Here is a 17,307-nt window from a genome sequence, read left to right on the forward strand (position 1 = left end):
CGGCCATCCTGCCATTCGCCGGTGACGCGCACGTTAACCGGATGCGCGTCACGCGTCGGCCGGGGCCTGCTCATCCTCGTAGACGTTGAACCGGTAGCCGACGTTGCGCACGGTGCCGATCAGCTGCTCGAGGTCGCCGAGCTTGGCGCGCAGGCGCCGCACGTGCACGTCGACCGTCCGGGTGCCGCCGAAGTAGTCGTATCCCCACACCTCGCTCAGCAGCTGCTCGCGGGTGAACACCCGCGAGGGGTGCGTCGCGAAGAAGTGCAGCAGCTGGAACTCCTTGTAGGTGAGATCGAGCGGCCGGCCGTGCACCTTCGCGGAGTAGGACGACTCGTCGATGGTGACCCCGGAGGTCTGGATCCGCGTGCTCACCTGCTCGGTCGAGCGGCGGCCGACCGCGAGACGCACGCGCGCGTCGAGTTCGGCAGGGCCCGCGGTCGCGAGAATGACGTCGTCGATGCCCCAGTCGCTCGACACGGCGGTCAGGCCGCCCTCGGTGACGATCGCGATGAGCGGCGAGTCGAGACCGGTTGTGTTCAGGATCTTGCAGAGCGACTTCGCGGCGACGAGATCGCCTCGCGCGTCGACGAAGACGACATCCGCGCTCGGCGCGTTGACGAGCTGGGCGGGCTCGGCGGGGATCTGACGCACGCGGTGGCTCAGCAGTTCGAGCGCGGGCAGGACGGGCCCTCCGCCGGGGGCGGAGCTCAGAACAAGCAGCTGTGCCATGCAGTCCTTCCGGGCTGACGCGATGGCCCCATCATAGGGTTTGCCGGGATCGCGCTCCGACAGGGACAATGTGCCCATGACGATCCCTGAGCTCGCCCCGCGCCGCCGGTTCACGGCGATCGTGGCCACATCGGCCTTCGCGCTGCTCGTGGCCATCGCGATCGCGGTGCTCGTGCCGGTCGAGCTGCGGTCGCTGTGGTTCGGCCTCGCGGGCGGCGCGACGGTGATCTGCGCGTTCGTCGCGCATCTCGTCGACGGCCGGGCGGAAGGGTTCATCTTCCGCGTGAGCATCGCCGCGCTCGGCGGCATCACGGTCCTCGGGATCGTGGCGCTCATCTCGATGCTGACCTCGGTCACCGCCGTCCCCGTCTGAGTCGCTCGACGTCGAACGACCCGCACCGCCGGGCGCGTCCCCGCCCGCGATAGACTCGCCACATGGGTATGGATCTCGTCGCGCTCGAACTCTTCTTCGTGGGGCTGCTGGGCCTCGCGTCGCTGGCCATCGCCTTCATCTCGGGCGCGGTCGTCTGGAACCTCTTCCGCGGCCAGCGCTGAGGGTCGCGGCATGATCGAGCTGCCGACCGACCTCCCCGCCGATCTGGTGCCGCTGGCGTGGCTCCTCGGCGTGTGGGAGGGCACGGGCGTGATCGACTATCACGTCGGCGACACGCACTACGAGGGCGAGTTCACCCACCGCGTCAGCTTCAGCCATGACGGCGGGCCGTTCCTGAACTACTCGGCCACCGCCTACACGGCGTCGGTTGACGGCGCGCCCTCCCGCCGCCTCAACTCCGAGACCGGCTTCTGGCGCCTCGCGCGTCCGTCCCTCGCCTCCGAGCCCGGCCCCGGTCTGCTGCCCGGACTCGGCGACGAGATCGCGCGCACGGCCGACGACGTCGAGCTGCTGCGCAACGCCGACGAGGGCTTCGACGTCGAGGTCTCGCTCGTGCATTCCGACGGGGTCAGCGAGCTGTACCTCGGTCAGGTCAAGGGGCCGCGCGTCGACATCGCGACCGATGCCGTGGTGCGCACAGCGAACGCGCGGCACTACGCCGCCGCCACCCGCATCTACGGCCTGGTCGACGGGCATCTGCTGTGGGCCTGGGACATCGCGGCGCTCGGGCGCGAGCTCGGCTCGCACGCGTCGGCCCGCCTGGCGAAGGTCTCCTGATGAGCGACCGGCCGTTCTTCGCCGATCGGCCGGGCGCCGTGCTCGGCGACGACGGCATCGCCCACTTCGGCGACCCGGTGCGCGAGCAGCGCCGCCTGGAGCGGGGCGAAGCCATCGCCCCCCGCGACGACCGCGCCGTGATCGAGGTGTCCGGTCCGGATCGCCTCTCCTGGCTCGATTCGATCACCTCGCAGTTCGTCGCGAACCTGCAGCCGGGCGACTCCACCGAGCTGCTGGTGCTGGATCCGCACGGCCGCGTCGAGCACGTCGCGGCGGTCTTCGAGGACGGCGCCTCGGTCTGGCTGATCGCCGACGCCGGCGATGCCGCGGGGCTCGCGAAGTGGCTCACGATGATGCGCTTCCGCTCGCAGGTGACGGTGGCGGTGCGCGATGACCTGGCCGTGCTCGGGTTCTTCGAGCACGGATCCGCCGAGCGCCTGGTCGCGCAGGTGGCTCATCGCCCGCACGCGACCGAGCGGGTGCCCGACGGGATGCCGCTTGTCTGGGCGGATCCGTGGCGGAGCGTGACCGCGGGCGGCTGGCAGTACGCCGCGACGGCGTCGCACCCCGGGGCCGACTACGCATGGGTCGAGGCGATCGTCGAGCGCGCCGCGCTGCCCCAGCTCGCAGGCGCCGAACTCGCCGGACTGCTCGCGGTCGAGGCGCTGCGTGTGGCCGCCTGGCGTCCGCGCTGGGCGCGCGAGATCGATGACCGCGCCATTCCGCACGAATACGACTGGCTGCGCACCGCCGTGCACCTGAACAAGGGCTGTTATCGCGGGCAGGAGACCGTCGCCAAGGTGCACAACCTGGGCCACCCGCCGCGCCGCCTGACGCTGCTTCACCTCGACGGCAGCGACAGCGTGCTGCCCGAGCCGGGGGCGCTCGTGGTCGATGCGACCGGCGAGGGCGAGCCGTCCGAGGTCGGCCACGTCACCACCATCGTGCGGCACCACGAGCTCGGCCCCGTCGCGCTCGCCGTGCTCGCCCGTCGGGTGCCCGCGGATGCGACCCTGGAGATCCGCTTCGGCGAGTCGCGGGTCGCCGCAGCGCAGGAGGTCATCGTGCCGGCGGACGCCGGTGCCACGGCCGAGGTGCCTCGTCTGACGCGCCTGTCGCGCCGACCCGTGCGCCAGGAGCCGGCCGCGCCGGATCCGGCCGTCTGATCGGGATCCGACGGATCCGGATCCGGGGGATGATCAGCGGATGACCGATTCGCAGCCGATCACGCAGGCCGTCGACGTCGGCTGGCGCAGCCGCTTCTCGCCGCGCCCGGGGCTCGAGCGCCTGCGCGACTCCTGGGTGCCCGTCGCGCAGATCGTGGTGGCGGCCACCGTCGCGTACCTGATCGGGGTGCACGTGCTCGGGCACGCCGCGCCCCTGATCGCGATCACGGTGGCGATCTCGAGCCTCGGGCTCGCGCGCGACGCCCGACCCCTGCGGGTGGTCGAGACGGTGATCGGCATGCTGACGGGGATCCTCGTCGCGGAGGCGCTGCGCCTGCTCACGGGCACCGGCACGTGGCAGCTCGCCGTCGCGCTGGGGGTGACGCTGCTGGTGGCGCGGTTCCTGTCTCCCACGCCCGGTTTCGCGATCGCCGCCGCCATCCAGGCCACGATCGCCATGGTGCTGCCGGCGAGCCAGATCCCGTTCACCCGCCTGCTCGACGGCATCGCGGGCGGGGTGCTGGCGGTGCTGGTGACCGCACTGCTGCCGCGCGATCCGCAGGCGCACGCCGTGCGCGACGCGAAGGCGTACTTCGCGGCGTTCGACGCCGCGGCGGCACGGCTGGTGGCGGCGCTGCGTCGGGGTGACCGGCTCCGGGCCGAGAGCGGCCTCGAGAAGGCCCGGGCGCTCGAGGCCGTCGGCACCGTGTGGCGCGACTCGCTCGAGTCGGGCAGGTCGATCGCGCGTGTCTCGCCGTTCCTGCAGGGGCGACGAGCGGAGCTCGAGCGCCACGCGCTGATCCTGAACCAGATGGACCTGGTCACCCGAAGCCTGCGTGTGGTCGCGCGGCGGGTGGTCTACCTGACCGATGACCGCCAGCCGCTGCCTGTGGTGGCCGACACGCTCGCCGACATCGCCGCGGCCGCCGCGCTGGTCGGCGCATCGATCGACGACCCGGCGCAGCGCCCGGCGGCGCGCGATGCCGTGCGTGCCATCGCCCAGCGTCTCGATCCGGCCGCTCTTCTGCCGGGCGCCCCGCTCGGACAGCACGCCCTGCTGTCGGCCCTGCGGCCGATGGTCGTGGATCTCCTCATCGCCACCGGCATGTCGCCCGCGGAGGCCCGCGCGGTCATCCCGCGCATCTGATGCGATGAGTGACTCTCCCACGCTCGAGCAGCTTGTCGATGCATGGCGGGCTGATCCGCCGAGGCCAGCCGCTGCTGACGGGCTCGTGGACCTGCTCAAGCAGCGTTTTCTCGCGTACGAAGTTCCGGTGAGCCTCATCCCGCGGTCCGACTACGAGATGGATGACGACGTCGTAGAAGACGACGTCTGGAAGCTCCTTCTGATCACGGACCCTGCGACGGTCACCGGCCTCGTCTCTCCGGCAGCGTTCGACAGAGAGGATTGGCCGCCGTCTGCGGAGGGCTGGCCGCCGTCACTGGCCGAGGACTGGGCGGAAGTCTTCGGGAACTTCCGGGGTGAGCTGCTGGCGGTTGAGGAGGTCGGCTACCGCCTGTTCACGTCGCTTGTCGGGAAGGGCATGGCGCTGGGAATCGTGCTCGAGTCCCGTGACGGCGAGATCGTGGATGGATTCAAGATCTATGGTCCGTCGGACCTGCTCGCGGACGTGCTGATCGGCCACATCGGCTGGGAGAAGCACCGAGCGACCGAGGAGAATCCCTACGGCGTTGCTGTCGGCGACATCGGCGACGAGGACTTCGCTCGCTATCTGAGAATGGCGAACGCTGAAGGTCTCCTTCACGCCGCCACCGGCAGCGCACGTTGACTCAGGAAGTCACGAGTCTCGAAGAGGCAGCGCCGGTCTTCCTCGAAGGTCAGAACTCCCTCGGCCGGCGAACTCAGACCAGGGCGCGCACGTTGCGGTAGCCGTCGGGAAGCACGTCGGGGCCCTCGGCGTCGAAGACCCGGGTGGTGCCCGGCGCCGCCGACCAGGCCGCCCAACCGGGGTCGTGTGCCACCGCCTGGGCCACTGCGGCGCCGTGCAGCGCGTCGGCGAGGCGCTGTGGCGGGTGGTCGCCCGCGAGCGCAGGCACGTGCGCTTCGGCGAGGCAGTCGAACCAGAAAGGCACATCGAGGCAGTGCAGCGCCCAGCGACGTGCGGGAGAGGGCCACGAGAAGCGATACACCCAGGTGGGAGCCGCCGCCCGCGCCTTCGCGACCCGCACCACGGTCGAGCGGAAGATCATGTCGCTCGCGTAGTGGCCGAGCAGGGCGGCGGGACCGAGGCGCCGCTGCGGCCGATTGTCGGCGAGGTACATGCGCAGGCGACGCAGGGGCATCCCTACGACGGCGAGCGCGAGGGCCGACGGGATGAGGCGCACCCGCTTCTCGTACGAGTCGGTGACGAAGGTGAACTCGTCGTCGGTGGATCCGATCACCAGGGGCTTGTCGGCGCCGACACCCGCGGCGATCGACGCGATCGTCGGGCGGGTGAGCAGGTCGCCGTCGATCACGGGGCCGATGCGCAGAGCGCCCTGCAGGGTGGCCCGGAGGGCAGCCAGCCGGTCGCGAGTCTCCGGTCGGGCGGCGACCTGCTGCTGATCGCGGATCTGACGCTCCGTGAGCGAGGCGAATCCCTCGCGGGTGTGCGGCACGCCGGCCAGCTGGGCGAGACGGCGGGACGTGCGCTCCGCGTCGTGCTGCGTCAGATCGGAGAGGGCGGCCGACATCGCCCACGCTGACGAGAAGAGATGCTGCGCCGCGGGCATGCCGAGCAGCGTCAGCACCGCCCCGCCGCCGGCCGACTGGCCGGCGAGGGTCACGCGGGCGGGGTCCCCGCCGAACGCGGCGATGTTGCGCTGGATCCACTCCAGCGCCGCCAGCCAGTCGCGCACGCCGCGGTTGGACGGCGCACCGGGCACGTGCCCGAAGCCGTCGAAGCCGAGGCGATACGAGATGCTCACCGTCACGACGCCGTCGCGATTGAACGCGCGCCCGTCGTACCAGGGCGAGGCGGGCGATCCGCTGATGAAGGCACCGCCGTGGATCCAGGCGACCACCGGCAGGCCGGCATCCGGATCGCCGGGGGCCGGTGTGAAGACGTCGACGTTGAGGGTCGACCTGCCGGGAATGGACGGCTCGGGGATGAGGGTCTTGCCGGGGTCGCCGCGCTGAGCCGTGGCGCCGTGTTCGACGGCGTCGCGGATGCCCTCCCACGGCTCGGGCGGCACCGGTGCGCCGAAGCGCAGGGCGCCCACGGGCGGCTGCGCGAAGGGGATCCCGAGGAAGGCGGCCGATCGATCCGCTGCTCCCGGGTCGCCGCGCCACACACCGCGCACCCGCCCGGCCTCGATCGCGACGATCGGAGATCCCACTTCTGTCGCCATCGGCGTCCTCTCGTCCAGGGGCGTCAGGATCGAGTCTCGCAGCCACCGCAGCGGAAGGGCGGATGGCGAGGCTAGAGCGGCCGCACCGTCTCCCACGGCACGGTGAGCTCGCCGAGACGCCATCGGGCCTTGCCTCCCTGCACGGGCATGCCGGACGCGCGGAGCGCGGCGACCGCGGCCATCCAGCGCTGGGTGGCGCCGAAGGTGCCCAGGGGAGCGGCGCGGTCCCACTCCCGGTCGAGGGCGACGAGCAGGTCGTGGATGCGCTCGCCCGGCACATTGCGGTGGATGAGCGCCTTCGGCAGGCGCTCGGCCACGATGCTCGGGCGCTCGAGGTCGGCCAGTCGCAGCGAGATCGTGAGGCGCAGGGGCTCGCCGGAGGCGGCGACATCGACCCAGCTGCACACGCGGCCGATCTCGTCGCAGGTGCCCTCCACGAGCACGCCCCCGGGTGCCAGGCGCGCGGTCATCCGGCCCCACGCCCCCGCCACGGCCTCCTCGTCGTACTGCCGCAGCACGTTGAAGGCCCGGATCACCGCCGGCCGCCGCCCGCTCGGCAGAGGCACCTCGAACCCGCCGCGCGCGAACGACACCCGCGCGTCGCGCGCGAACGTCGTCCGTCCCGCGCGGGTCTCGGCCAGCTGCTCGTTGGCGCGTGCGACCCGGTCCGGATCGATCTCGAGCCCGCGCAGCTCGACATCCGGACGCACCCGGCGCAGGCGGGCCTCCAGCTCGAGCGTGGTCACGCCGTTCGCGCCGTACCCGAGGTCGACGACGAGCGGATCCGCCGCGCGCCGGAACTCGGGCAGGTGAGCGATCCACCGATCGACGCGGCGCAGGCGGTTCGTGCCGGTGGTGCCGCGGGTGGCGTGACCCTCGTGCGCTGGCATGACTCCATTGTGTCGTGCGCGGCTCGGTAGGCTGGTGCGCATGGCACACACCCTGATCCTGCTCCGCCACGGCCAGAGCGAGTGGAACGAGCTGAACCTGTTCACCGGGTGGGTCGATGTCCGACTCACCGAGCTCGGCCGCGCCGAGGCCGCCCGCGGCGGCGAGCTGCTCAAGGAGCAGGGCGTGCTGCCCGACGTGCTCCACACGTCGGTGCTCAGCCGCGCCATCCAGACCGCCAACCTCGCGCTCGACGCGGCCGACCGCCTGTGGATCCCCGTGAAGCGCTCGTGGCGCCTCAACGAGCGTCACTACGGCGCCCTGCAGGGCAAGGACAAGGCGCAGACCCTGGCCGAGTTCGGCGAGGAGAAGTTCATGGAGTGGCGCCGCTCGTTCGACGTGCCGCCGCCCGTGATCGACCCGGCCGACGAGTACGCGCAGACCGATGACCCCCGCTACGTGGGCATCGACGGCGAGATCCCCGGCACCGAGTCGCTGAAGATCGTCATCGACCGCATGCTGCCCTATTGGGAGTCGGAGATCGTCCCCGACCTCCAGGCGGGCAAGACCGTGCTCGTCACGGCGCACGGCAACTCGCTGCGCGCGCTCGTGAAGCACCTCGACGGCATCTCCGACGAGGACATCGCGAACCTCAACATCCCCACGGGCATCCCCCTCGTCTACGAGCTCGACGACGACATGAAGCCCCTGGGCCCCGGCCGCTACCTCGACCCGGAGGCCGCCGCCGCCGGTGCCGCCGCCGTGGCCAGCCAGGGCGCCAAGAAGTAACCCGAGGCTCAGGCCTCCACGACGAAGGCGCCTCCCGGATCCGTCCGGGAGGCGCCTTCCGTCGTGCGCGGCGGGCGCGACTCAGACGGGGGGAGCCTCGGCGTGGATGCGCGCGTCGAGCGCGGCATCGGCATCCCAGGCGCCGGTGTGCAGGTACACCGTCTTCTTCGCGATGGAGACCGCGTGGTCGGCGAAGCGCTCGTGGTAGCGGCTGGCGAGCGTGGCGTCGATGACGGCGCCCGAGTCGCCCTGGAAGGTGTCGCTGAGCACCTTCTCGAAGACTCCGGCGTGCAGCTCGTCGACGTCGTCGTCGCTGTTGCGGATGGCGTCGGCGATCGGCAGCGCCGTCTCGGCGGTCGGCGCGGCCAGCAGCTTCGTCAGCTCGCGAGCGATCTCGACATCCAGCTCGCCCATGCGCTTGAAGGTGTCCTTGAGGCCCTTCGGGATGGCGCGCTCGGGGTAGCGGGTGCGGGCCAGCTGGGCGATGTGCTCGGCCATGTCGCCCATCCGCTCGAGCGAGGCGGTGACGCGAAGCGCCGTGACCACCACACGCAGGTCGCGCGCGACCGGCTGCTGCATCGCGAGCAGCTGGATGGCCTGCTCGTCGAGCGAGCGGGTGAGCTCGTCGATCTTCTTGTCGTCGGCGATGACCTCCTCGGCCAGCGCCACGTCGCCCTTCCCGAAGGCGCGCGTGGCCTTGTCGATCGAGACGGTGACCAGCTCGCTGATCTCGATGACGCGCGCCTGCACGTCCTCGAGAGCCTGGTGGAAGATATCGCGCATCGTGGACCTTTCGTCGGTGTCGCGGATCGCGGCAGATCGTCCGCGGGCACGCTCTTCGTGATTCTCATGTCCGTTGGTTAACGGATGGTGAAGCGACGGGGAACAGTGCTCGGCGCACCCCCGTCCTCACAGGGATCCGTCAATCCCGGCATTGCTGTGACTTTACGCTGGGCACATGGCGCCCACGCAGCTCGCGCTGCTCTCCCTCCTCCTCGGTGTGCTCATCGGCACCGGTGTGTGTGTGATCGTGTTCGTCGCGATCCGTGCGCGCGAGCGTGCAGAGCGCGAGCGCGCCGGCCTCGTCCCGGCCGGGATCACGCAGGTGCTCGACGCGATGGACGACCCGGCCGCGCTCGTGGACGCGTCCGGTCTGGTGGTCGCCACATCGCCGACCGCCGCGTGGCTCGGCATCGAGCCGCAGGCGACCCTGCCGCAGGAGGGCCTGCGCGAGCTGGTGCGCGCCGCGCGATCCGGTTCCACGGAGACCGAGAACCTGCGCCTGCAGCGCGGCGGGATGTCGTCGGAGTCGCGTCTGGTCGCCGCACGCGCCACCCGCGTCAGCGCGCGTCACACGCTGCTGCTGCTGCGCGACCTCACCGAGCAGGAGCGTCTCGAGGAGATGCGCCACGACTTCATCGCCAACACCAGCCACGAGCTGAAGACGCCCGTGGGCGCGATCATGCTGCTCGCGGAGGCGATCGAGATGGCCGCGGACGACGCGGCGCAGGTGCGCGCCTTCACCCCGCGCCTGTCGGCCGAGGCGGAGCGCCTCGGCACGCTCACGGGCCGCATCATGAACCTCTCGCGCCTGCAGGCCGCCGAGGAGCTCACCTCGGTCGGTCACGTGGCCATCGACGAGGTGGTCACCTCCGCGGTCGAAGCCCACGTCGTGCAGGCCGAGTCGGCCGGCGTGGAACTGACGCGCGGTGGCGACCGCGGGCTCTACGTGCGCGGTGATCAGCAGATCCTGAAGGAGGCGATCGGCAACCTCGTCGCCAACGCGATCGCCTACTCGCCCCGCGGTTCGCACGTGGGCATCGGCGTGCACAGGTCGGGCGACGTCGTCGAGATCGCGGTCACCGACCAGGGCATCGGCATCACCGAGGCCGACCAGCAGCGTGTCTTCGAGCGCTTCTACCGGGCGGATCAGGCGCGCTCGCGACGCACGGGCGGATCCGGCCTCGGTCTGTCGATCGTCAAGCACGCGGTCTCGCGCCACGGCGGCGAGATCAAGCTGTGGTCGCAGCCGCACCGCGGCTCGACGTTCACCGTGCGCCTGCCGTTGAGCGACCCGCCCGCGCTCGAGTCCCCAGATGCCAAGGCGGCGAAGGCCCGCGCAGACAAGCTCAAGAAGATCAAGAAGCAGAATCCCGCGGAGATCCCCGCCGCGAGAGCGAAGAAGTGAAGAAAGGCCGCGAATGACAACGCGTGTGCTCCTGGTCGAGGATGAGCCCGACCTCGCCGAACCCCTCGCCTACCTGCTGCGCCGAGAGGGATACGAGGTGGAGATCGCCGAGGACGGCCCTGCGGCCCTCGGCGCCTTCCGTGAGCGAGGAGCGGATCTGATCCTGCTCGACCTCATGCTGCCGGGAATGCCGGGCACGGAGATCTGCCGCCAGGTGCGCGCGACCTCGTCGGTGCCGATCATCATGCTCACCGCCAAGGACTCTGAGGTCGACATCGTGGTGGGCCTCGAGCTCGGCGCGGACGACTACGTCACCAAGCCCTACTCGGCGCGTGAGCTGCTGGCGCGCATGCGCGCCGTGCTGCGCCGAACGGCGGATGCGGAAGCCGAGCTCGACGAACGCATCCTCGAGGGCGGGCGCGTGACGCTCGATGTCGACCGGCACACCGTGGCCGTGGACGGCCAGCAGATCAACATGCCGCTCAAGGAGTTCGAACTGCTCGAGGTGCTGATGCGCAACGCGGGCCGTGTGCTCACCCGCGGGCAGCTGATCGACCGCGTCTGGGGATCCGACTACTTCGGCGACACGAAGACGCTCGACGTGCACATCAAGCGCATCCGCTCGCGTATCGAGCTGACGCCGTCCGAGCCGGTGATGCTCGTCACGGTGCGCGGTCTGGGCTACCGCTTCGAGGGCTGACCGGCTGCCGTCGACGGCATGGAGAAGGCCCCGGGGATCGGAATCCTCGGGGCCTTCTCTCGCGTCAGCGGGGGAGGGGCTCAGTGGCCGCCCTCCTCCTCGTCGCCCTCGACCGGGGCGAGGTGCTCGCAGTCGGCCTCGTCGTAGCCGCCGGGCACGAGGTCCTTGAAGTGGGCGAGGCAGCCGTTCAGCACCGGCACCTCGGCGAGGACGCCCTCGACGTCGCCCGACTGGAAGTACACGGGCAGCGTGCTGCCGGCCTCGGAGTTGATGCCCTCGAGAAGGATCGGGTCCTGCGAGCCGGCGCCCAGGCTGAGCGCCTCGCCGGCCTCCAGGTCGAGCGTCGCGGTCTGGCCGTCGCCCCACTCGAGGCTCAGCTCGGCGTCTTCGTCGGAGGTGTTCACGACCGCGGCCGCGAGGTTGCCGTCGGTTCCGTGGGCGTCGGCGATGATCACCGCGTTGCGCACGATGATCGGCGCGGCGCCGCTCTCCGGCGCCTCCACGTTGACGCCGTCCGACGGCGAGTACGGGATCGTCGTGGCCTGGTGGGTGATGCCGGCGCAGCCGGTCAGGGCGAGGGCGGCGGTGGCGCCGAGCGCGAGAGACGCGAGAATACGGGAGTTCACGGAACCTCCAGGTCGAGCGGTCCCGCGCAGGTGCGGGCCCTGCCTGCCATTCTAGGGGGTTCCGCGAAGACGCCCGAAGGCGCGTGTCGCTCCCGCACTCGGGTGCCCGCGAACCTTAGTGCATACCCGGCTGTGGTAGCATTGAAGTCGCCGAAAGGATACTTTTCTATGCTTTTTGAGGTTGGCGAGACCGTCGTCTACCCCCACCACGGGGCCGCGACGATCACCGAAGTCAAGACCCGTGTCATCAAGGGCGAGGAGAAGATCTACCTCAAGCTGAACGTCACGCAGGGCGACCTGGTCATCGAGGTCCCTGCAGAGAACGTCGACCTCGTCGGCGTCCGCGACGTCATCGGCCAGGAGGGTCTCGACAAGGTCTTCGAGGTCCTGCGTGCCCCCTTCACCGAGGAGCCGACCAACTGGTCGCGTCGCTACAAGGCGAACCTCGAGAAGCTCGCCTCGGGCGACGTGATCAAGGTCAGCGAGGTCGTCCGCGATCTGTGGCGTCGTGACCAGGATCGCGGTCTCTCGGCCGGTGAGAAGCGCATGCTCGCGAAGGCCCGTCAGATCCTGATCTCCGAGCTCGCGCTCGCAGAGAAGACGGACGAGGAGAAGGCCGCGTCGGTTCTCGACGAGGTCCTCGCGTCCTGACAGTCGCGTTTTCGACGGCCCCGATCCTGCTGCAGGATCGGGGCCGTTCCCTTTCCCGCGGGTAGCGTTGCAGGCGTGACTGTCACCCCCACGCCGCGCGTCGCGGTCATCGTCGTCGCCGCCGGATCCGGCACTCGTCTCGGGCAGGATGCGCCGAAGGCCTTTGTGGGCCTCGGGGCGCACACGATCCTCCGTCACAGCCTGCGCGCGGTCTTCGCCGCCCCCGAGGCGCAGGTCGTTGTCGTGGCCCCGGCAGGGCGCGAGGGCGAGGCACTCACCGATGCCCGAGAGGCGGCGGGCAGTCGCGTCGACCTCGTCTCCGTGGTGACGGGCGGCGAGACCCGGCAGGCGTCGGTGGCAGCGGGCCTTGCGAGGCTGTGGCCCTCGGTCGAGGTGGTGCTCGTGCACGATGCGGCTCGCGCCCTGACCCCCGCCGTCGTCTTCGAGCGGGTCATCGAGGCGGTCGACCGCACCGGCTGGGGCGTCATCCCCGGGCTGCCGGTGATCGACACCATCAAGCGCGTGGACGGGCAGGAGATCGTCGAGGCGGTCGACCGCTCGCAGCTCGCGGCCGCGCAGACGCCGCAGGGCTTCCGCCGCGATGTGCTCGAGACGTCGTACGCCGTCGCCCGCGAGGAGTTCACCGACGATGCGGCGCTCGTCGCCGCGGCGGGGCATCGCGTGGCGCTGGTCGAGGGCGACGCGCTGTCGTTCAAGATCACCACGCCGGCCGACCTCGACCGAGCGCGGTCGCTCGCCGCCCCGGTCGCGCCGGTGTCCGGAGGGGCCCTCCCGGATCGGGGGCTGATGCCGCGAGTCGGCGTCGGCACCGACGTGCATGCCTTCGGCGAGGGAGGCGTCCTCTGGCTCGCGGGCATCGAGTGGCCGGGGGAGGCGGCCCTGTCGGGCCACTCCGACGGCGATGCCGTGTCCCATGCGATCGTCGATGCGCTGCTGTCGGCGGCGGGCCTCGGTGACATCGGCACGCACTTCGGCACCGCTCGTCCCGAGTACGCGGGCGCCCACGCCGAGGTCTTCCTCGCGCACACCCGGGCGCTGCTCGGCGAGGCCGGCTTCGACATCGTGAACGTCGCCGTGCAGGTGCAGTCGAATCGGCCGAAGTTCGCGCCGCGTCGCGCGGAGGCGGAAGCGGTGCTGTCGGCCGCGCTGGGCGGAGCCCCCGTCTCGGTGGCCGCGACGACGACCGACGGGCTCGGTTTCACCGGTGCCGGCGAGGGTGTGCAGGCCTTCGCCGTGGCGTTCATCCGGCCCGTCTGAGTCGGCGGTCAGCGCGGCGGATTCGGGGCTCTCGTCTCACCCACCGGCGGCTTCGAGGGCGCGGTGGTCCGCGGAAACAGGTATCGAAAAGGTTTCTTCTCGGAACGATCGTTCTCTGCTAGGCAACCGGGCATGCCGACGAATATGGTCGCGGTGGCAACATTCCCGCAGCGCAAAGGAGCGCCATGCGCAGGTCGCGCCTGTTCACAGCATTGGGGGCCGTCACCGGCTCCCTCGGACTCGTCCTCACCGGCATCGTCGCGGCCGCACCGGCCGCGGGCGCGCCCGTCGTGGAGACCATAGATTTCGACGACGGCTCGCTCGGCAGCTGGAGCCAATCGGGTGACGCCGTGCTCAGCTACGTCGACGTCCCGGGCGGCAAGGCTCTCCAGGTCGCCGGCCGCGCGAGCGACTACACCGGCATCCAGTCCGCTGCGGCGGCGCTGAAGGCCGGCAGCACGTACCAGCTGTCGATCAAGGTGAAGCTCGCCGAGGGCACTCCCGATACGCAGGCACGTTTTGTGCTCAAGCCCGCCTATTCGTGGGGCGGCAATGCGACCGTCACCGCGACGGAGTGGACCACCCTCACGGCCGAGTACACCCCGACCGAGGACGGTCAGGTCTACATCGGCACGGGCGACATCGCCGGGCTCACCGAGTACACCTACCTGCTCGACGACCTCGTGATCACGGCGGACTCCGGCACGGTCACGCCGCCTCCGTCCGGAAGCCTGCCCCCGGGATCCGTGGTGATCGACACCGACTTCGAGGACGGCCTCGACGGATGGGGCCCGCGCGACGCCGGTCAGGGCGCGCCCACGGTCACGCTCAGCGAGGTCGCCCACGGAGGCGCGCAGGCGGCTCTCGTGTCCGACCGCGCCAACGACGGCGCCGGCCTGCTCCACGACGTGACGGGTCTGCTGCCGGCCGAGACGACGTTCGAGATCTCGGTTGCCCTGCGGTTCGCCGACGGACAGCCGACCGACAGCATCGTGCTCTCGCTCGCCGAGACGAACGACGGCACCACGACCTACAAGAACCTGACGACGTTCGAGGCGGTCACGGGCACGGGCTGGACCGAGTACACGGCCACCTTCCCGGGCACCGACGCCGAAGCGGCGCAGCTGTACTTCGAGACGGAGTACAACGGGGGCAACACGAACCCGTTCCTGGTCGACGACATCGTGGTCTCGGTTCCGTCGCCCGCCACGGTCGAGGACCTGCCGTCGCTCGCGGGGACGATGGGCGACACCAACCTGGGTGTGGCGATCGACTCGCGGGAGACGACCGGATCCGCCTCCGAGCTGCTGCTCAAGCACTTCACGCAGATCACGCCCGAGAACCACATGAAGCCCGAGGCCTGGTACGACGCGAACCGCGACTTCGCGCCGCACGCGGATGCGGTGGCCCTGCTGGACTACGCGCAGGAGAACGACCTCGACCTCTACGGGCATGTGCTCGTGTGGCACAGCCAGACTCCGGAGTGGTTCTTCCAAGACGCATCGGGCAGCCCGCTCGGCACCGACGAGGCGAGCAAGCAGGTGCTGCGCGACCGCATGAAGACGCACATCGACGCGGTCGCCGACTGGATCGCCTCGGAGTACGGCGCGTTCGGCTCCGAGACCAACCCGCTCACGGCGTTCGACGTCGTCAACGAGGTCGTCGCGGACGGGGCCGAGAACGCCGATGGCCTGCGCCGCAGCGAGTGGTTCCGCATCCTGGGCGAGGAGTTCATCGATCTCGCCTTCGAGTACGCGGAGGAGGCGTTCAACGTCCGCAACGCGGACGCCGGCGTCGAGCGCCCGGTGAAGCTCTTCATCAACGACTACAACACCGAGCAGGACGGCAAGCAGGATCGCTACGCCGCGCTCGTCGAGCGCCTCATCGCACGTGGTGTGCCGCTTGATGGCGTGGGCCACCAGTTCCATGTGAGCCTCGCGCTGCCGGTCTCGGCGCTCGACGGCGCTCTCGACCGCTTCGCCGGCTACGGTCTCGAGCAGGCGGTCACCGAGTTCGACGTCACAACGGGCACCCCCGTGACCGAGGCGAAGCTCATCGACCAGGGCTACTACTTCCGGGACGCCTTCGCCGCCTTCCGTGAGCACGAGCTGTTCTCGGTCACGGTCTGGGGCCTCACCGACGGCCGCAGCTGGCGCGTCGACAGCGGCGCCCCGCTCCTGTTCGACGATTCCTTCCAGGCCAAGCCGGCGTACTTCGGCGCGGCCGGCGGCGAACTGCCGGCCACGCTGCGTGCCGCGAACGTGTTCGGCACCGAGGTGGCGCTCGACCCCGAGGCGGACGAGTGGTCGCGCGTGCCGGCGAACGATCTCGGCGAGGGATCGTCGTTCCGGGCCCTGTGGTCGGCGGGCACGCTCTCCGTGCGGGTGGATGTGCCCGGTGGCACGGCAGACACCACCGTGGAGCTGCAGCTGGGCGACCAGACCTATACGGTCGCGGGCGACGGCACCGGAGACATCCCGGTGGCTGCCGACCTGACCTCCGAGGGTCTGCGCCTGGCTGCCGAGGTGCCGCTCGGCGACGCCGGCGAGAAGGACGTGCTCGACTTCGACGCGCGCATCGTGAGTGGCGGATCGTGGAACTCGCCCGGATCGCTCGGCGCGCTCACGCTGATCGAGCCGCTGTCCTTCGTCGAGATCCCGGAGACGGCGAAGGCCCCGGCCATCGACGGCGCGATCGACAACAAGCTCTGGGAGGCCGCGAACGTCGTCACTACCACCAAGCAGGTCGAGGGCACGGGTGGCGCGACCGCCGACGTGCGCACGCTCTGGAAGGGCGACACGCTCTACGTGCTCGCCGAGGTGGCCGACCCGACGGTCGACGTCTCGGGCAGCGACCCGTGGATCCAGGACTCGGTCGAGATCTACGTCGACGGCGGCAACGCCAAGAACGGCGCCTACCGGGCCGACGACATGCAGATCCGCATCTCGGCGGAGAACGTGACCTCGTTCGGAACCGGCGACCAGGCCGCTCAGCAGGCGCGGCTCACGTCGGCGACCGCCGCGGTCGAGGGCGGCTACGTCGTCGAGGCGGCGATCTCGCTCCTCGAGTTCGGCGGCCTGGGCACGTTCCACGGTCTGGACTTCCAGGTCAACGACGGCACCGCGGGCGCTCGCACCGGCATCCGCAACTGGGCCGACCCGACCGGCGCCGGCTACCAGTCGACCGCTCACTGGGGCGTCGGCGAGCTCGTCGCCGCGGATGCTCCCGGCAACGGGAACGGCAACGGCAACGGCAACGGCAACGGGAATGGGAACGGGAACGGGAACGGGAACGGTCACGGCCACGGCCACGGCAAGGCGGTGGTGAAGGTCAGCGACACCACGGTGAACCCGGGCGACGAGATCACGGTCTCCGGCGCGGGCTTCGTGCCGGGCGAGAAGGTGCGCATCGAGCTGCACTCCACGCCCGTCGTGCTGGACGTCGTCACGGCCGCGGCCGACGGCACGCTGACCGCCGTCGTCACCGTCCCGGCCGACGCCCCGGCGGGTGCGCACTCGATCGTCCTGATCGGCTCCGCCTCCACCGCCCGCATCGCCATCACGATCGGCGCCCTTGCCGCCACCGGGTCGGAGGGTGTGCTGCTGTACTCGATGCTCGGTGCGGCAGCGCTGCTGGCGGGCACCGCCCTGCTGGTCGCTGCGCGCCGGCGTCGCGAGGCGGCTCAGCCGGCCTGATCCTCCCCGGACGCCGAACGGCGGGCCGTCCCGTGCGGGGCGGTCCGCCGTTGGTGTCAGCTCCGGTCAGAC

General features: G+C 70.9%; 16 protein-coding genes. 11 read left to right on the forward strand and 5 right to left on the reverse strand.

Annotation, left to right across the window (positions count from 1 at the left end):
* Positions 1 to 48 precede the first annotated feature (48 nt).
* On the reverse strand, positions 49 to 732 hold the full coding sequence (locus tag J5V96_RS09715; RefSeq protein ID WP_208503223.1) for a winged helix-turn-helix transcriptional regulator: 684 nt from the start codon (positions 730 to 732) through the stop codon (positions 49 to 51).
* A gap of 76 nt (positions 733 to 808) precedes the next feature.
* Here J5V96_RS09715 and J5V96_RS09720 point away from each other — a divergent pair, with 76 nt between their 5' ends.
* The 5 genes from J5V96_RS09720 (at position 809) to J5V96_RS09740 (ending at position 4,859) form a co-directional block, all read left to right on the forward strand.
* Positions 809 to 1,105 (forward strand): hypothetical protein, encoded by a 297-nt coding sequence (locus J5V96_RS09720; protein ID WP_208503225.1) that lies wholly within the window; start codon positions 809 to 811, stop codon positions 1,103 to 1,105.
* Positions 1,106 to 1,297: 192 nt separating this feature from the next.
* Positions 1,298 to 1,903 carry a nitrobindin family protein gene (locus J5V96_RS09725; protein ID WP_208503227.1) on the forward strand — a complete coding sequence of 202 codons (606 nt, stop codon included), beginning with the start codon at positions 1,298 to 1,300 and terminating at the stop codon, positions 1,901 to 1,903.
* Entirely contained in the window at positions 1,903 to 3,069 is a 1,167-nt protein-coding gene (ygfZ, locus tag J5V96_RS09730) for a CAF17-like 4Fe-4S cluster assembly/insertion protein YgfZ (RefSeq protein ID WP_208503229.1), read from the forward strand. Before J5V96_RS09725 ends, ygfZ begins: the two co-directional genes overlap by 1 nt.
* A gap of 40 nt (positions 3,070 to 3,109) precedes the next feature.
* A complete protein-coding gene (locus J5V96_RS09735) occupies positions 3,110 to 4,216 on the forward strand; it encodes an FUSC family protein (protein ID WP_208503230.1) in 1,107 nt (368 codons plus the stop codon).
* A 4-nt stretch (positions 4,217 to 4,220) separates the two neighbouring features.
* Positions 4,221 to 4,859, forward strand: coding sequence for a hypothetical protein (locus tag J5V96_RS09740; RefSeq protein ID WP_208503232.1), 639 nt, complete (start codon positions 4,221 to 4,223; stop codon positions 4,857 to 4,859).
* 73 nt (positions 4,860 to 4,932) lie between these two features.
* Here J5V96_RS09740 and J5V96_RS09745 read toward each other — a convergent pair whose 3' ends face one another.
* On the reverse strand, positions 4,933 to 6,420 hold the full coding sequence (locus J5V96_RS09745; RefSeq protein ID WP_208503234.1) for a carboxylesterase/lipase family protein: 1,488 nt from the start codon (positions 6,418 to 6,420) through the stop codon (positions 4,933 to 4,935).
* Positions 6,421 to 6,491: 71 nt separating this feature from the next.
* Positions 6,492 to 7,310, reverse strand: a complete 819-nt coding sequence (locus tag J5V96_RS09750; RefSeq protein ID WP_208503236.1) for a class I SAM-dependent methyltransferase — start codon at positions 7,308 to 7,310, stop codon at positions 6,492 to 6,494.
* Positions 7,311 to 7,350: 40 nt separating this feature from the next.
* Between J5V96_RS09750 and J5V96_RS09755 the strand changes: the two genes are divergently transcribed.
* Positions 7,351 to 8,097, forward strand: coding sequence for a phosphoglyceromutase (locus J5V96_RS09755; protein WP_208503238.1), 747 nt, complete (start codon positions 7,351 to 7,353; stop codon positions 8,095 to 8,097).
* A gap of 81 nt (positions 8,098 to 8,178) precedes the next feature.
* Here J5V96_RS09755 and phoU read toward each other — a convergent pair whose 3' ends face one another.
* Positions 8,179 to 8,880 (reverse strand): phosphate signaling complex protein PhoU, encoded by a 702-nt coding sequence (gene phoU, locus J5V96_RS09760; RefSeq protein ID WP_208503240.1) that lies wholly within the window; start codon positions 8,878 to 8,880, stop codon positions 8,179 to 8,181.
* A gap of 175 nt (positions 8,881 to 9,055) precedes the next feature.
* Between phoU and J5V96_RS09765 the strand changes: the two genes are divergently transcribed.
* The gene (locus J5V96_RS09765; RefSeq protein WP_208503242.1) at positions 9,056 to 10,285 is read left to right on the forward strand and encodes a sensor histidine kinase; all 1,230 of its coding nucleotides are present in this window, start codon (positions 9,056 to 9,058) and stop codon (positions 10,283 to 10,285) included.
* Between the two features lie 13 nt (positions 10,286 to 10,298).
* Positions 10,299 to 10,985: a response regulator gene (locus J5V96_RS09770; protein ID WP_208503244.1), complete on the forward strand. Its 687-nt coding sequence runs from the start codon at positions 10,299 to 10,301 to the stop codon at positions 10,983 to 10,985.
* An 80-nt stretch (positions 10,986 to 11,065) separates the two neighbouring features.
* On the opposite strand, the gene J5V96_RS09775 is transcribed toward J5V96_RS09770, so the two are convergent.
* The gene (locus tag J5V96_RS09775) at positions 11,066 to 11,611 is read right to left on the reverse strand and encodes a DNA modification methylase (RefSeq protein WP_208503246.1); all 546 of its coding nucleotides are present in this window, start codon (positions 11,609 to 11,611) and stop codon (positions 11,066 to 11,068) included.
* 168 nt (positions 11,612 to 11,779) lie between these two features.
* On the opposite strand from J5V96_RS09775, the gene J5V96_RS09780 reads away from it, so the two are divergent.
* From J5V96_RS09780 to J5V96_RS09790, 3 genes are all read left to right on the forward strand, one after another.
* Positions 11,780 to 12,262, forward strand: a complete 483-nt coding sequence (locus J5V96_RS09780; protein ID WP_208503247.1) for a CarD family transcriptional regulator — start codon at positions 11,780 to 11,782, stop codon at positions 12,260 to 12,262.
* A gap of 75 nt (positions 12,263 to 12,337) precedes the next feature.
* Entirely contained in the window at positions 12,338 to 13,540 is a 1,203-nt protein-coding gene (ispD, locus tag J5V96_RS09785) for a 2-C-methyl-D-erythritol 4-phosphate cytidylyltransferase (RefSeq protein WP_208503248.1), read from the forward strand.
* 185 nt (positions 13,541 to 13,725) lie between these two features.
* On the forward strand, positions 13,726 to 17,235 hold the full coding sequence (locus J5V96_RS09790; protein WP_208503250.1) for an endo-1,4-beta-xylanase: 3,510 nt from the start codon (positions 13,726 to 13,728) through the stop codon (positions 17,233 to 17,235).
* Positions 17,236 to 17,307 lie beyond the last annotated feature (72 nt).

Origin of the sequence: Microbacterium stercoris, from assembly GCF_017592545.1 — a bacterium.
In the GTDB taxonomy this organism is placed as follows: domain Bacteria; phylum Actinomycetota; class Actinomycetes; order Actinomycetales; family Microbacteriaceae; genus Microbacterium; species Microbacterium stercoris.